This window comes from Paracholeplasma manati (assembly GCF_025742995.1).
GTDB lineage: Bacteria > Bacillota_I > Bacilli_A > Acholeplasmatales > UBA5453 > Paracholeplasma > Paracholeplasma manati.
The window spans coordinates 286,044-302,755 of record NZ_JAOVQM010000003.1 but is presented as its reverse complement, the minus strand read 5'-3'; the positions used below and the strand labels follow the sequence as shown (position 1 = coordinate 302,755).

Annotated in this window: 16 protein-coding genes; all 16 read left to right on the top strand. The window is 40.3% G+C overall.

The window, feature by feature from the left end; translation table 11 throughout:
• Window positions 1-180 precede the first annotated feature (180 nt).
• The 16 genes from N7548_RS05690 to N7548_RS05615 all read left to right on the top strand — a co-directional run bounded on the left by N7548_RS05690 (window position 181) and on the right by N7548_RS05615 (window position 16,626).
• Window positions 181-1,389: an acetyl-CoA C-acetyltransferase gene (locus tag N7548_RS05690; RefSeq protein ID WP_263608504.1), complete on the top strand. Its 1,209-nt coding sequence runs from the start codon at window positions 181-183 to the stop codon at window positions 1,387-1,389.
• 12 nt (window positions 1,390-1,401) lie between these two features.
• The gene (locus tag N7548_RS05685) at window positions 1,402-2,121 is read left to right on the top strand and encodes a beta-ketoacyl-ACP reductase (protein WP_263608503.1); all 720 of its coding nucleotides are present in this window, start codon (window positions 1,402-1,404) and stop codon (window positions 2,119-2,121) included.
• A gap of 82 nt (window positions 2,122-2,203) precedes the next feature.
• A complete protein-coding gene (locus N7548_RS05680) occupies window positions 2,204-3,238 on the top strand; it encodes a 3-oxoacyl-ACP synthase (protein WP_263608502.1) in 1,035 nt (344 codons plus the stop codon).
• 1 nt (window position 3,239) lies between these two features.
• Window positions 3,240-4,202: a branched-chain amino acid ABC transporter permease gene (locus N7548_RS05675; protein WP_263608501.1), complete on the top strand. Its 963-nt coding sequence runs from the start codon at window positions 3,240-3,242 to the stop codon at window positions 4,200-4,202.
• Between the two features lie 7 nt (window positions 4,203-4,209).
• A complete protein-coding gene (locus N7548_RS05670) occupies window positions 4,210-5,250 on the top strand; it encodes a branched-chain amino acid ABC transporter permease (protein ID WP_263608500.1) in 1,041 nt (346 codons plus the stop codon).
• Window positions 5,247-6,062: an ABC transporter ATP-binding protein gene (locus tag N7548_RS05665; RefSeq protein ID WP_263608499.1), complete on the top strand. Its 816-nt coding sequence runs from the start codon at window positions 5,247-5,249 to the stop codon at window positions 6,060-6,062. The genes N7548_RS05670 and N7548_RS05665 overlap by 4 nt, the downstream gene beginning before the upstream one ends.
• An 8-nt stretch (window positions 6,063-6,070) precedes the next feature.
• Entirely contained in the window at window positions 6,071-6,772 is a 702-nt protein-coding gene (locus N7548_RS05660) for an ABC transporter ATP-binding protein (RefSeq protein ID WP_373425178.1), read from the top strand.
• A 65-nt stretch (window positions 6,773-6,837) separates the two neighbouring features.
• Entirely contained in the window at window positions 6,838-8,628 is a 1,791-nt protein-coding gene (locus tag N7548_RS05655) for an ABC transporter substrate-binding protein (protein WP_263608497.1), read from the top strand.
• Between the two features lie 69 nt (window positions 8,629-8,697).
• Window positions 8,698-10,020 carry an acetyl-CoA hydrolase/transferase family protein gene (locus N7548_RS05650; RefSeq protein ID WP_263608496.1) on the top strand — a complete coding sequence of 441 codons (1,323 nt, stop codon included), beginning with the start codon at window positions 8,698-8,700 and terminating at the stop codon, window positions 10,018-10,020.
• Entirely contained in the window at window positions 10,001-10,822 is an 822-nt protein-coding gene (locus N7548_RS05645) for an alpha/beta fold hydrolase (RefSeq protein ID WP_263608495.1), read from the top strand. The genes N7548_RS05650 and N7548_RS05645 overlap by 20 nt, the downstream gene beginning before the upstream one ends.
• A 9-nt stretch (window positions 10,823-10,831) precedes the next feature.
• Entirely contained in the window at window positions 10,832-11,710 is an 879-nt protein-coding gene (phaZ, locus tag N7548_RS05640) for an intracellular short-chain-length polyhydroxyalkanoate depolymerase (protein ID WP_263608494.1), read from the top strand.
• A 161-nt stretch (window positions 11,711-11,871) separates the two neighbouring features.
• The gene (locus tag N7548_RS05635) at window positions 11,872-12,561 is read left to right on the top strand and encodes a GTP pyrophosphokinase (protein WP_263608493.1); all 690 of its coding nucleotides are present in this window, start codon (window positions 11,872-11,874) and stop codon (window positions 12,559-12,561) included.
• Between the two features lie 2 nt (window positions 12,562-12,563).
• Window positions 12,564-13,580 (top strand): NADPH dehydrogenase NamA, encoded by a 1,017-nt coding sequence (gene namA, locus N7548_RS05630; RefSeq protein ID WP_263608492.1) that lies wholly within the window; start codon window positions 12,564-12,566, stop codon window positions 13,578-13,580.
• 124 nt (window positions 13,581-13,704) lie between these two features.
• Window positions 13,705-13,959, top strand: coding sequence for a metal-sensing transcriptional repressor (locus N7548_RS05625; RefSeq protein WP_263608491.1), 255 nt, complete (start codon window positions 13,705-13,707; stop codon window positions 13,957-13,959).
• 1 nt (window position 13,960) lies between these two features.
• Window positions 13,961-16,414 (top strand): heavy metal translocating P-type ATPase, encoded by a 2,454-nt coding sequence (locus tag N7548_RS05620; RefSeq protein ID WP_263608490.1) that lies wholly within the window; start codon window positions 13,961-13,963, stop codon window positions 16,412-16,414.
• Entirely contained in the window at window positions 16,411-16,626 is a 216-nt protein-coding gene (locus N7548_RS05615) for a heavy-metal-associated domain-containing protein (protein WP_263608489.1), read from the top strand. The genes N7548_RS05620 and N7548_RS05615 overlap by 4 nt, the downstream gene beginning before the upstream one ends.
• The last annotated feature ends 86 nt before the right edge of the window (window positions 16,627-16,712 follow it).

The window sequence follows — 16,712 nt, the reverse complement described above, 5'->3', positions numbered from 1 at the left end:
TGAACTAGAATTCATATGAATGGGTGAATAATTATTTTTATGTAAGCGCTTGACAAGTCATTTCGTATCACGTAGAATGAAGGTGTGATATGAATTTTTATTCACGTACTTTTAACCGAAATCATGAAATCACGATTCAATCGATTAAAATAGATGAATTCAAAAATCAAGGAGGATACCATGAATCAAAAAGTATTTATTGTTGGTGCAAAAAGAAGTCCAATCGGCGCATTCTTAGGCACTTTAAAAGATCTTCATCCAGTAGAACTTGGCACACAAGTACTCAAGCAACTTTTAGCGGATACGAATGTTCCAAAAGACAAAATCGATGAAGTGATTGTAGGAAACGTTATTCAAGCAGGTTTAGGACAAAATATCGCTAGACAAATCTCCATTAAAGCTGGTTTATCCAATGAAATCCCAGCCTATACTTTAAACATGGTATGCGGCAGTGGGATGAAATCAGTCATGAATGCTTATGTGGGTATTCAATCTGGTTTCTCACAATTGGTAGTGGCTGGTGGGGTTGAATCCATGAGCGGTGCGCCATATGTTGTCACCTCTAAAGTAAGGGATGGTGTCAAGATGGGTTCACTCGACATGAAAGATACCATCTTGCAAGACGCTTTACACGATTCCTTTACACCAGGGATGCACATGGGGATTACCGCTGAAAATATCGCAGCGAAACACCAATTAACCCGTGAAGAATTGGATGGATTTGCACTAGGTTCACAACAAAAAGCAATCCAAGCAGTCGATTCAGGTCGTTTCTCAGATGAAATCGTACCAATCGAAATCAAAACCAAAAAAGAAACCATCGTATTTTCGAATGACGAGTACCCTAACCGTGGTACCAACGCAGAAAAAATGGCAAAACTCAGACCCGCATTTAAAAATGATGGATTGGTTACCGCAGGTAGCTCATCCGGTATCAATGATGGTGCAAGTTTTATGATCCTTGCTTCAGAAGCAATGGTTAAAACATACAACTTACCGGTCTTAGGTGAAATCGTTGCAGTCGGTCAAGGCGGTGTCGATCCAAACGTGATGGGGTTAGGTCCAGTTCCAGCAATTAAGGATGTTCTTCAAAGAGCAAACATGAAATTGTCCGATATGGAATTATTAGAACTCAATGAAGCATTCGCGGCTCAAAGCCTAGGTGTTGTCAATGAACTAGCAGAAGCCCATGGCGTGTCTAAACAAGCTTTATTAGAAAAAACAAATGTCAATGGTGGTGCGATTGCTTTAGGACACCCAGTCGGTGTATCTGGCAATAGAATCATCGTCACACTCATTCATGAACTTAAGAAACAAGATAAGCATATGGGTTTAGCTAGCCTATGCATCGGTGGCGGTATGGGTACAGCCATCATCGTTAAACGATAAAAGGAGAAAACAATGAAATTACAAGGACAAGTCGCCATCATTACCGGTGGTGCTAAAGGGATTGGTATGGAAATTGCGAAAGCTTTTGCACAAGAAGGTGCGAAAGTCATCGCTGCTGATATGGGTGAAATGACCTATGAATGCGAAAATGTGTTTTACAAGAAATTAAACGTGACAGATTCTCAAGGCTGCAAAGTTTTCTTTGACGAAGTTTTAGCAGAATTTGGACATGTAGACATTTTAGTCAACAATGCAGGTATTACCAAAGATGCCATGACACGTAAAATGACCGATGAACAATGGGATGCTGTCATCAATGTTAACTTAAAAGGTGTCTTCAACTTAACCCGTCATGTAGGACCACAAATGGAAAACCAAGGTAAAGGCTCCATCATCAACATTTCATCTGTTGTTGGTGTATTCGGTAACATTGGACAAGCCAACTATGCTGCAACCAAAGCCGGAGTCTTGGGTTTAACCATGACATGGGCTAAAGAATTTGCGAGAAAAGGTGCGAATGTACGTGTCAACGCCATCGCTCCAGGGTATGTCATGACAGACATTCTAAAAACTGTACCACAAGAATTATTGGATGGATTTGCGAAATTGACCATGTTGGGTCGTCTTGGACAACCTGAAGAAATCGCTAAAGTGGCTTTATTCCTAGCAAGCGATGATTCATCTTACATCACAGGACAAACCATCAACGTCAATGGCGGTATGCGTCTATAAATCATAAAACACACGCCAAACAACCGTTTGGCTTGTCGTTCGTAATAATAAAGCCTCATTCGAGGATAGAAAGGATCTTTTTATGAAACCATCTGTAGGCATTGTTGGTACAGGTATATACTTACCAAAAGGTAGAATGTCTGCGAAAGAAATCGCAGAAAGAACCAATGGCGTTTGGACAGAACAAGCCATTGAAGAAAAATTAGGTATCGTTGAAAAAATCGTTCCTGTCGATCCTGTCATGGACGGATCACAAGAAATGGGTGCGTTAGCAGCCTTAGATTGTTTAAAGAATACAGGTGTTGACCCGAAAGAAATCGACGTCATCCTCTGTGTCACTGAAGAATGGAAAGAATACCCACTCACCACATCCGCTTTATACGTTCAAGATCGTATTGGTGCTGTAAATGCTTGGGGAATTGACGTACAAAACCGTTGCTGCACCACCGTATCTGCACTAAAAATGGCGAAAGATATGTTGATTGCAGATGACGATGTACACACTGTAATGGTGGTTGGTGGATATCGTAACCTAGATTTTGTCGATTACACCGATAAAAATATGTCGATGATGTACGATTTAGCCGCTGGTGGTGGTGCCATCATCTTAAAGAAAAATTATGGCAAAAATGAACTTTTAGGTTCACACATCATCGGGGATGGGTCATTATCGAGAACCGCTGGGGTTGAAATTGGGGGTATTTGTAACCCAATTACCAAAGAAAACGTGGAAGAAGCGAAGAAGTCTTTACGTTTATTAGACCCAATTAAAATGAAAAATCGTTTGAATGAAGTATCGATGCCTAACTGGTACAAGTGTATTGAAGAATCGTTACGCAAATCGAACTTCTCTAAAGAACAGTTCTCTCAAGATGGATTTTTAGCAATCCTTCACATGAAGCGTTCAGGTCACGTCTCTTTATTACAAGATTTGGGTTTAAAACCTGAACAATCCATTTACTTAGAAAATTATGGACACATTGGACAAATCGACCAAATCCTTTCTCTTCATTTAGCTTTACAAAGCGGTCAAGTCAAAGATGGCACGATCGTATGTATGCTAGCGGCAGGGATTGGGTATGTATGGGCGGCCAATGTTGTAAGATGGGGGGCATAAGATGCGCGAAATCATTAACCTCTTATTCCTCGGATTACAAGATTCATCGATTTTAGCACTCGTTACCCTAGGGATTGTCATCATTTATAAGACATCTTTCACTACGAACTTCGCACAAGGTTCGATTGCTACAATATCGGCTTATACCGTGACAGCACTGTTTGATACTTGGTTAAAACAATACTTTTCGGTGGAACAAGCTTGGATTGGTTTGGTGATTTCCATTATCATCGGAATCATCATTGGGGCAGGTTTCGGTGTATTTATCGATACGATGATCATTCGTAAATCCAAATATTCCAACCCAGTATCCAAACAAATGATTACCATGGGTGTCATCTTAATGATTTCAGGGTTAATCTCGGTTGTGTTTACCAGTTTAAGAATGGAAACAAGAACACCGAAAGCATTGGTACCTTGGAACATCACCTTGAAGTTTGCGGGACAACCCAATTTAACATTATCAGGTCATGGATTCTTAGCCATTGTCATCTCAACCATTGTCATCACAGCCATCTTTATCGCCTTAAAATACACCAAATGGGGTATTGGCGTTAGAGCCACCGCTTCGAATGAAAAAGTGGCAGGTATGATGGGTATCAATACCAAAATGATCACAGCAATGAGCTGGGGTCTAGCCGGAGGTTTAGGGGCACTAGCTGCAAGCTTATATGCACCACTCATCTTCACACTTGGACCAGACATGATGGTCATCATGCAAGTCAACGGCTTCTTAGCAGGCGTCTTAGGCGGATTCTATACCTTTGGCGGACCAATCGCAGCAGCCTTAATGATTACTTTTGCAAGAGTCATCATCAAAGATTTGCTCTTTGGTGTGAATATCAACATCCTTGGTAGCAACATCGACCAATGGGTGTTGACCTTTGTATACTTCTTATTACTCATCGTTATCTTGATCAAGCCAGTCGGTATCTTTGGCAAGAAGATAGCGAAGAAGGTGTAGGTATCTTATGCAAAACACCTTAAAAAACTTAAAGAATAGTCCTTTATTTGGGATTTTCATATTTACCATCGCGATTGTGTTGGTACGTTTACTCGGTAATGCCGGCTTATTTAAACAATCGACCATTGATTTTATCTCCATCGTATGGATTTATACGATTGTTGGATTGGGGTATTCCTTATTACTTGGGTATACCGGATTGGCTTCATTGGGTACTGCAGCCTTTATTGGCTTAGGTACCTATATTGTTTCCTTCGCTGTGGGTAGTGCTGGTTTACCACTCGTTGTCGCATTCATCATTGGTATCGCAGTCGCGATTGTCTTCGGTACGTTGGTTGGGTTTATCTCATTGCGTATTGAAGGGATGTATCTCGCCATCATCACCTTAGGGTTAGCTGAAATCATGATTGAAATCTTCAGAAAAGCCCGTAATATTACCGGTGGTGATGGCGGATTTAGATTCGAACAATTCAACTTGTTCGGATTCACTGAAGGCGCAAACGCACTCATGTATCGCAACATCGTGTATTTCATTGTGGTTGCGGTATTGGTGGTATCGATGATTCTATTCATCAATATCGTCAATAGCCCTACAGGTAGAGCGATGTTATCGATTAAAAATTCCACATCGGCGGCACAAGCCATGGGGATCTCGGTTTTAAAATACAGATTATTGGCCTTTGTGCTCGCAACCATCATGGCAGTCATCGGCGGAATGCTTTACATGCCATACTTTGAGTATACCGAACCAGGCATATTCAACCTAGCCATCTCATTGAATATTCTCGCTGCGGTTATTGTCGGTGGGTCTAAATCCATTTGGGGTGTGACCTTAGGTACATTCGTGATTTTTGGATTAAAAGACATCGTTTTAAAACAAATTCCTTTCTTTAGAGACAATGGGAACGCCGTATATTTCTTCACTGGAGCACTCGTCATCCTCATCGTTATGTACTACCCTGGTGGGTTAGTCAAACTCTTTGGAGATTTGAAAATCAAAGCCCAAGGCTGGATTAAAACCTGGAAAGCCAAAGGAGGTAAAGCATGAAAAACGTCGAAAACGTGACCCATACTTTAGATCCTAAAGTGTTACTCAGTGTTCAAAATCTGACCATGAAGTTTGGTGGGTTGGTCGCTGTTGATAATTTGTCATTTGATGTCAAAGAAGGCGAAATCTTCGGTTTAATTGGTCCAAACGGGGCTGGTAAAACCACCGTATTCAACTGTATCACGCAATTCTACAAACCGACGGGTGGAGAACTCATATACCGTGATAATCACGATAAAGTGGTGAAACTAAACCACATCAAAGTACATAATGTGGTGAAACACGGTATTGTTAGAACCTTCCAAAACGTCGAATTGATTTGGGAATTGAACATTTTAGAAAACCTCCTCATTGCTGGACATACCTTATACAAATCGAATTTCTTCGATCATATGTTTCATACACCAAGATACAAAAAAGAAGAAAAAGTGATTCGTGAAAAGGCACTCAAAGTCTTAAATGATCTGGGATTAACTCAATATATGTATTTTTACCCAATGGGATTACCTTATGGGGTCTTGAAACTGATTGAGTTGGCGAGAACGCTGATGACGAATCCAAAACTCATCATCTTAGACGAACCAGCCGCAGGTTTAAACGATTTGGAAACCGAAAAACTCACAGAAACCATTCGAAAGATTCAAAGCGAGTTCAAATGTACCATTTTCTTGGTTGAACACGACATGGGCTTGGTTATGAAATTGTGCGATACCATTTGTGCCATTTCATTCGGTAAGAAATTAGCCATCGGAACACCAGCCGAAATCAAATCGAACCCAGTGGTTCAAGAAGCTTACTTGGGGGGTGAATAATCATGTCACTGTTAGAAATCAATAACTTGGTGATCGATTATGGCATCATCAAAGCCGTTAAAGGTATTCACATTGAAGTTAAACCAGGGACCATTGTTGCGTTATTAGGCGCGAATGGGGCAGGCAAATCCTCCCTCATCCGTTCCATCTCAGGGGCAGTTAAAGTCAAATCTGGTGAAATTCTCTATCAAGGTAAGAATATTGCCAATCTAGACCCACATAAAATCTCTGAAATGGGCATCAAGCAATCCCCAGAAGGTCGAATGATTTTTGCGGGATTGACGGTAGAAGAAAACCTCTTAGCTGGTGCTTATACCGTTAAAAAGACCGAAATTCCAGCATTATTTGAAGAAGTATATGGGTATTTCCCAGTCTTAAAAGAAAGAAGAAAACAACAAGCCTCTACTTTATCGGGTGGTGAACAACAAATGTTGGCCATCGGTAGAGCTTTGATGGGCAATCCAGAAGTATTATTACTCGATGAACCATCCTTAGGGTTGGCACCCATCATCGTTCGCAATATCTTCGAAATCATTAAGAAGATTAAAGAACGCGGTAAGACCATTTTGATTGTTGAACAAAATGCGCTTCAAACATTGAAAATCGCAGACTACGCTTACATCCTTGAATTGGGTAAGATTGTTGGCGAAGGCAGTGGCCAAGTATTACTCGCAGACGAAAAACTCGTCAATGCGTACCTTGGTTCTTAAATAAGGGTTTCTAGTTTCAAACGAAACGATAATATATGCCGATAGGCAAGAAAAAGGAGAAAAATATGAAAAGAATTGTAGCATTATTGTTAGCAGTTTTTGCAGCATTCACGCTTGTTGCGTGCCAAGAAGCTGAAGTTACTGTTAGCAGACTCGTCGTTACATCTCCGACTAAAGTTGAATACTTAGTTGGTGAAGCATTTGACGGTGCAGGTTTAGAAGTTAAAGCCGTGATGTCTGATAAGACTGAAAAAGTCTTAACAAGCAGCGATTATACTTTAACAGGATTCACAACTGCTAACCCAGGTTTAGTAACCATCACTGTATCTTATGAAGGTGTTACTGCAACTTTCGGTATCGCAGTATTTAACCCAGATGCACCTGAAGTTGCATTGGCATTGAATTTAAAATCTCTACCTACACAACAAATCTATAACCGCGACCAAGCATTCAACCCAGAAGGGTTAGTCGTTGAAGTTACCTATTCTACTGGTAGAAAACAAATCTTAACAGCTAGCCAATATACACTTTCTGGATTCAAACAAGGTGTTGTTGGTAAGTATGATGTCGTTGTTACCTTTGGTGAATTATCTGCATCCTTCTACACTGAAGTTAGAGCAGTCACCGTTCAAGGTGTCACTGAAACCACCATCAAAGTTGGTAATACAGCAGCGATTTCTGGTGCTTTATCATTCGTAGGTCTTCCATTCGTGGCAGGTATGAAAGCAGCCTTTGAAATGGTCAATGAAGCTGGCGGTATCGATGGTAGAACCATTGAATACGTTAACCGTGATGACGCATTTGACGCAACTGTTGGTTTAACAAACACAAAACAATTGATCAATGAAGATAAAGTATTCGCATTGGTTGGTCACTTCGGTACAGGTACAGTATCTGCAACCTTAACCACCATCCGTGAAGCTGGTATCCCAATGGTTTACGCAGCAACTGGTGTTAACGTACTTTATACTGAAAGAAGCCCACTTGACCCAGTCATGCCAGTTCAACCAATTTACCTCACTGACGGTAGATTAATGACAGCAAGAGCATTAAAAGAAGCTTTATATGGTCCGAACAAAGATCAAAAATTAGCAGCTAATGCTAAAGTTGGTGTATTATATACCACTTCATTAGATGGTATCTCCATCAAAGAAGGTGTTGAAATCGAAGCGAAGACACATGGTGTTAATAACAACTTCATCTACGCATCCTTCTCAGCAGCTGATACAGCTTCCTTAACTTCAACCATTCAAAACTTACAATCTCAAGGCGTTTCTGCCATCATCATCGCATCTAACCAAGTTTCCTTCAAGGCCGCTATCGGTACTATGCAAAATGTTGGTGTAAGCGTGCCTGTATTTACATCTTATGTGAACGCTGACGCAACTGCAGTCGATGCAACCATCAACTATACATTTGATATTTATACCAATGCATGGGTTGACTTAACCTCAACTAAAGGTACAGAAGGTTTAGTAGCATTCGTAGCAGCAATCCAAGCCGCAAGCTTCTTAACTGAAGGTGAAAAGACAGCATACGCTGGTAACTCATTCGCAATCGCTGGTTACATTGCAGCTATGAACTTCATTGAAGGTCTTGAAAGAGTTGAAGCATCCGGTCAAGAATTGACTTGGGAATCCTTCATCAAAGCGATGGAATCTGAACCACTAGACGTACCAATGGGTGGTAGTGTTGACTTTAGTGATGGTAAACGTTGGGGTATTGACTCTATGTCATTATTACAATATACTGTCGTTAATGGTGATAACCCTGCGACTGTAGAAGTTGAAACTTCTTATAAAGCATTCGTTAAAGTTAGAGAAATCGAAACCTTAACACAAATTCAAGTTAAATAATTCATTCCTTGTAGGGCAGAGGGAGCATCTCGCTCCCTCTATCGCCCTCTATTTAAAGAGAGGTCACTTATGAAACAAGCCAGATACATTACTGTAAAAGAAATGATTGATTTAGTAGGACCCAAAGATGAAATCGTTGTAGGGATGGCGGCCAATGAGCCACAACTCTTTATGGCGAACTTACACCTCTGTGCCGATCGTGTCGAAAAAGTCACCGTCACCAATTGCTTACCAATTGTGAATGCGGATTTCTTCATTGAAGAACAATACCGCAACAAATTCAACCTTGATGGTTGGTTTTATACCAATGTTTTAAGAAAAGTACATCCCCATGGCAATATCTCGTTTATTCCAAACCATCTTCACTTAGCCGGATATAAACGTTTATTTTATAAAAAACCACGCATGTTTGTTTCAGCAGCCAGTATGCCAGATGAACATGGATATATCTCATTATCGACATCCAATGTTTATGAAAAACAAATGGTCGAGGCCGCTGAGATTGTCATTTTTGAAGTAAATCCAAACTTCCCGAGAACCATAGGTGATCTAGAAGTGCACATCAGCGAAATCGATTATATGGTCAAAGCTGATTACCCAGTCCCAACCATACCTGACATTGAACCATCGGAAAAAGATATGATCATTGGCCGTTTGATCGCGGACAAAATCAACGATGGTGACACCATTCAACTCGGTATTGGTGGGATGCCTAACGCGGTTGCGAAATCGCTTTATGGCAAAAAAGATTTAGGTATTCATACGGAGATGTTCACCAATGAAATGATGAATTTAATCAAAGCTGGTGTCATCACAGGTAAAAAGAAAACCTTACATCGCGGTAAACACATCGCTTGTTTCGCGATGGGTACACAAGAACTGTATGATTTCGTTCATGACAACCCATCTTGTTGGATTTTAAACGGTAAATACGTTAATGACCCAGCCATCATCGGGTTAAACGATAACCAAGTTTCGATCAATTCCACCATCGAAATTGATTTAACTGGACAATGTTGTTCAGAATCCATTGGTACCCAACAATTCTCCGGTACTGGTGGACAAAGCGATACGGCCGTTGGTGCACAAAACGCCAAAGGTGGTCGTAGCTTTATCGCCTTATATTCAACAGCGATGGTTAAAAATCCAGTGACTGGTGAAAAAGAAGAAGTTTCTAAGATTGTTTCGATGTTAAAGCCTGGTGCCGCTGTGTCCTTATCACGTAATGATGTCGACTTTGTCGTCACAGAATACGGTTTAGTCAGTCTTAGAGGTACCAATATTCGTGAAAGATGTCAACTCCTCATTTCCATTGCACACCCTAAATTTAGAGCACAACTCACCCAAGAAGCCATTAAAGCAGGATACCTCCATGAGTCATTTTTGGATTAATGAAAAAAAAGTCTTTTATGAGGATGAAGGCAGCGGGAAACCAATTGTATTATTGAATGGCATCATGATGTCCACCAGAAGTTGGGCACCCTTTGTCGATACATTTAAAGCGAATAATCGCTTGATTAGAGTAGATTTTTTTGACCAAGGTCAAACCGATAAACTGTTAGGCGCTACATACACACATCAAATTCAGGTAGACTTGTTAAAATCCTTATTCGACCATTTGAAACTAGAACAAGCCTCCATTGTAGGCATTTCGTATGGGGGTGAAATCGCGATTCAATTCGCGATTCAACACAAATCTAAGGTAGACCGCTTGGTGCTATTCAATACCGCAGCTTATACCAACCCTTGGTTAAAGGATATCGGTAGGGCGTGGATGGCCGCTGGTAAAACCCGCGATGGTGAAGCCTATTATAATACAGCCATTCCAGTCATATATTCGCCATTATTTTACGAAACCAATCAAGATTGGATGCAAAATCGCCGAAAAGTATTGGTGCCAGTCTTTTCAAATGCCTTATTCTTAGACCAAATGGAACGCTTGACCCAATCGAGTGAATCTTACGATGTCAGAAATACCATTTCTACGATTGAAGCAGAAACCTTGATCGTATCCGCTGAAGAAGACTATTTGACCCCGGTCGATAATCAATCGTATGTTGCGAAAGCGATTAAAAATAGCCATTGGGTTAAAATCCCTGGGGCAGGACACGCGTCCATGTATGAAAAACCGTTGTTATTTTCAACCCTATGTTTAGGGTTTATCAACGCAAAAGATACCAAATATACCATATAGGAGGGCATCATGCAAAAGAAGTTTGTACAGCTTAAAAACGGGGAAACCTATGCTTATCTTGAAAAAGGTCAAGGTCCAGTCATGATTTTAATTCATGGCAATCTATCGTCATCGGTATATTATTTACCGCTCATAGAACGATTACCGGAAAACATCCGTGTGATTGCATTGGATTTAAGAGGTTTTGGTGATTCCTCATATTTACAACGTTTTGATTCACTTGCGAATCTCGCAACAGACGTTCAGTTATTTATGTCAGAACTCAAAATCGATAAAGCAACCATTGTTGGTTGGTCTTTAGGTGGCGGTGTCGCGATGGAATTTGCGAGTCGTTATCCAAAATCCACTGCTAAGTTGATTTTAATTAATTCTACAACCCATAAAGGATACCCAATCTTCAAAAAAGATCAAAACAATGCGCCGATTTTGACAGAGGGTTATAAATCCAAAGATGAGCTCGCTACCGATCCACTTCAAGTGAAACCAATACTTGAAGCCATCGCTACTGAAAATGCATTCTTCATGTCGTATATTTATGATTTAACGATTTACACCCATCAGAAACCAACCCCTGAAGCCAATCAATTGTATATCAAGGAAACCCTGAAACAACGTTGTTTGGTGGATGCAGATTATGCATTAGCCTGCTTAAATATGAGCGACACCCCAAATTTATATACCAAAGGGGATGGTTCTATCAAACAAATTAAGGCAGATACATTGATGTTTTGGGGCAATTTAGACAAAACAGTTCCTGAATACATGGTTTTAGATAACTTAAAAGCACTACCAAATGCGAAATATGTTAAATTGGAACCGTGTGGTCATTCACCACTGGTCGATCAACCGGATCAATTGGCTCAAGAAATTCTCAAGTTTATTCAGTAATCAATCAAAATACAAGATGGTTTCCATTTTGTATTTTTTTTATGATTAATTTTCAATTAATCATCAAAAATGAGGTGTAACATTCAGATATTCAAGGATACATCTCGATTTACACCCTTATTATTGATATAATAAAGGTAGACGAAAGTGAGGATTTCAATGTGTCTATTGAATTTGAAAAGAACCTCTTGACCGAATCAACACTTCAAACACCGATTGAATTCATTCATCAACAGGCGGAATACCAACGTTTAATGATGGCTTATTACGCAGCCATGCGTGAAGTCCAAACCAAATTTGAGATACTGAACGATGAGCTCAATGTGCGTTATAGACGCAATCCGATTGAGTTTATTAAAGTACGCTTAAAGAAAAACCAAAGCATTTTAGACAAATTGTCAAGATATGGGCTTGAGCGTACATTGGATAACCTCAAACACATCAATGACATCGCTGGGGTTAGAATCGTTTGTACCTATTTGGATGATATTTATGAAATTGCCAATATGTTCGTGTCTCAAGATGATGTGACCTTAATCCAAATCAAGGACTACATTAAAAAACCCAAAGAAAATGGCTACCGTAGTTTACATCTGACCATCGAAATACCTGTGTATTTTAGCGATTCGAAACGTCGATTGCGTGTTGAAGTACAAATTCGCACCATCGCGATGGACTTTTGGGCGAGTTTAGAACATGACATGAAATATAAGAACAATGTTCAAGTCCCCGTAGCCCTTAAAAATGAACTCAAAGAATGCGCAGATATCATTTCAAGTACCGATCTGCGTATGCAAAAAATCAAAAATGAACTCGATAATGTCTTCAAATCAGCGGAAAGAGGCGACTAATCATGACTCACTTATTTACGCCAATAACCATTAAAAATATGCAACTAAAAAACCGCATCGTGATGCCTCCAATGTGTATGTATAGTGCCACCGAACAAGGCATGGCTACAGATTTCCACGTCATCCATTATGCATCGAGAGCGATAGGACAAGTTGGTTTCATCATTGTAGAGGCCACTGCCATTGAACCCGATGGTAGAATCACGACCAATGATTTGGGTGTTTGGGACGATGAACATGTCAAAGGATTGAAATGGATTACCAAACAAATCCACGCCAATGATGCGAAAGCATGTTTGCAAATTGCCCATGCAGGTAGAAAATCACGAGCAGCCGTTACCCCTAAAGCCCCTAGTGCCATCGCATTTGAAGGCTATCCGACGCCAAATGCGCTCACTGTCGATGAAATCAAAACCTTGATTGAACTCTATAAACAAGCAGCTAGAAGGGCCAAGGAAGCGAACTTCGATTGTATAGAAATACACGCGGCACATGGGTATTTGATCCATGAATTTACCTCACCCCTGACCAATACAAGAACAGACCAATATGGTGGTACCCAAAACAATCGAAATCGGTTTTTGTATGAAGTCATCGAAGCCGTTCGCTCTGAATGGCCGATGGATTTACCGTTATCCCTCCGCATTTCTGCAGAAGACTATGTTAAGGAAGGGTTACACCCACAACAGTGGGCAGAAATCATGAATGGTCTACCTCATGGCTATGTGGATATTGTCCATGTATCCTCAGGTGGTTTGGTAAAGGTACCGATTGATGATTATCCTGGGTATCAGTTGATGTTTGCGAAAAAAATTCGAAAAGAAACCCATCTGATGGTCGTCGCTGGTGGTTTGATTGAAGACCCCGTCATGGCCAATGGTGTTTTAGAATCGGATGAAGCAGATTTAATTTTCTTCGGCAGATTGGCACTTAAAGACCCTTATTTTCCACTCCGATTTGCCCAACGTATGCGTTATGACCTGGTTTGGCCAGAACAATATATTCGCGCTAAAAAATAATATGGATAGACGCTCTTAAAGATAGATGATTCTAAATAAGGGCGTCTTTTTTCTTTGCTTTTAAGGGATGTATATACTATAATGAAAGTGTGATACCCCCACCGGGGGGGTGTAGGAGGTAAATATGAAACATCAAACTGCACAACAAACATTAAAAAATGCGAAAGGTCAACTCGAAGCTGCACTAAAAATGCTCGATGAAGAGCGTTACTGTGTCGATATTTCCAATCAATTGATGGCAACCATCGCTTTGATCAAACGTGCAAACAAGCAAATACTTTCAGAGCATTTAAACCACTGTGTGATAGAATCCATTCATAATCAGGATGCTGAAGCCAAAATCAAAGAGATTGAACAACTGATTGAAAGGATGATGTAACATGGATAAAAAAACATTTCTCATTGAAGGGATGACTTGTGCTGCCTGTGTCCGTAGTGTCGAAAAGGCTACCACCAAAGTAGATGGTGTGGGCAAAGTCACAGTAAACCTCATCACCAATAAAATGGAAGTCGAATTCGACCCCGAAAAAGCCAATATCGACACCATTGAGGATTCAGTTAAAAAAGCTGGATACAAAGCGGTTTTAATGACCGAAACAAAACAGTTTTCAGTCGAAGGTATGACCTGTGCTGCCTGTGTGAATGCGGTTGAGAAAACAGCCAAGAAAACCCCAGGTGTCATTGCTGCAGAAGTCAATTTAACGACAGAAAAGCTCAAAATCTCTGTCGATCCTAACGCGTTCGATGTCGATCAATTAAAACGTAAAATCATGATTGCAGGTTATCAATTAAAAACTGAAAAAACCATGGATGAACATCAAAAGAGTAAAGACCGCGCAAGTAAAGTGATGTTGTTAAAGTTTATTTTCTCAGTGCTATTTACCTTGCCATTATTATACATCGCCATGGGACACATGGTAGGATTGCCACTACCTGGTTGGCTTGATCCTCATATGGCATCTAAAAATTTCGCCATCACCCAATTTTTGTTAACCTTACCTGTCATCATCATTGGTTATCAATTCTATTTCATTGGATTCAAAACATTATTACATAAAAATCCGAATATGGACACGTTGGTTGCTTTGGGGACTGGTGCGGCATTTATCCAAGGTATTTATGGCACGTTTTTGATTCTCACTGAACGGGTTCATACCACACCGCTTTATTTTGAAACGGCCGCTGTCATCATTACACTCATCATCTTAGGAAAATATTTTGAAACCATTTCTAAAGGAAAAACGTCAGAAGCAATCAAAAAATTGGTGGATTTATCACCTAAAACTGCGACGGTTCTGATTCAAAATGAGGAACATGTCATACCAGTTGAAGATGTCATCAAAGACGATGTGATTTTGGTTAAACCAGGCGAACGTGTGCCAGTCGATGGCATCATTGTTTCGGGGCTAACCAGCATCGATGAATCGATGATTACAGGTGAATCGATACCTGTTGAAAAGAAACCTGGTGACGCCGTCATTGGCGCATCCATCAATAAAAACGGGGCATTAACGATTAAAGCAACCAAGGTAGGCAAAGACTCCACTTTAGCTCAAATCATTAAACTGGTAGAAGATGCACAGTCTTCTAAAGCACCGATTGCGAAACTAGCAGATAAAATATCTGGTATATTTGTACCGATTGTGATGATTTTAGCTGCATTGACATTTGTGTTTTGGTTAATTATGGGTAAGTCATTTGATTTCAGTTTTCTCAATATGATTGCAGTATTGGTCATTGCCTGCCCATGTGCACTTGGTCTAGCAACCCCAACCGCCATCATGGTAGGTACAGGTAAAGGTGCAAGCCATGGGATTCTTATCAAAAGTGGTGAAGCGTTGGAAAAAGCCCATGAAATCGATGTGGTTGTTTTAGATAAGACTGGAACGATTACCCAAGGGGTACCACAAGTTAAAAAAATCATTGCGACAAGTACCTATAGTGAAGAACAATTATTACAACTTTCAGCGAGCTTAGAAGTCAATAGCGAACATCCGCTAGGAGAAGCCATCGTTTCGATGGCGAAATCGAAAAATTACAAGTTAAAGGCGGTTGAACACTTCTTAAATCACCCTGGCTTTGGGGTTGAAGGCAGCATAGATGGCAAACAAATCTATATTGGAAATGTGAAATTCGTCAACCAGTTGAAAGTGAAGATTGGTCAACTCCAAAAGCTAGCGAATGAATTGTCGGAAGCTGGCAACACATTGATCTATGTGGTCATCGATCAAACTGTGGCTGGATTGATTGCGATTGCAGATGCCATTAAACCGACTTCCAAAGAAGCCATTGAATTATTGCGTAACAAAGGCATTCAAGTCTATATGATGACGGGTGATCACCAAATCACCGCGAAAGCCATCGCTCAAGAAGTAGGGATTACACAGGTGATCGCCGAAGTATTGCCTGAGGATAAATCCAAAGAAGTTGGTAAACTCAAAGATCAAGGCTTTAAGGTTGCGATGGTCGGTGACGGTATCAATGATGCACCAGCTCTTGCTTTAGCAGATGTTGGTATCGCTATTGGTAATGGTACCGATGTGGCGATAGAATCCGCCGATATTGTGTTAATGCGTAACGATTTAAGAGATGTGTCAACGGCCATTGAGTTGTCCAAAAAGACCATTATAAATATCAAAGAAAATTTATTCTGGGCATTCTTTTATAATACGTTAGGGATTCCTGTAGCGATGGGTGTGTTATACCTATTTGGCGGACCCTTATTAGACCCAATGCTTGCTGGTGCTGCGATGAGTTTCTCCAGTGTCAGTGTGGTCATGAATGCACTTAGACTAAAACGATTTAAACCTCAAAGAAAGGAGGTCAAATCATGAAAAAGAGAATTCAAATTGAAGGCATGAACTGCATGCATTGTGTTAAACATGTCACCACTGCTTTAAATGAAGTAGAAGGTGTATCACAAGTGGTAGTAAACCTAAAACAAAATGATGCGGTGATTGAAGTTTCTGAAAACGTTCAAAATGATGTACTAAAAAATGCCATCAGTGAAGCAGGCTACACAGCTAAAACCATTGAAGTATTATAAAAATAACCAATATGCATTGTATATCAACCTATTTTGAACTATAATGTTTCAAAATAGCGACCATGTCGTGAACATGTGAGGTGATA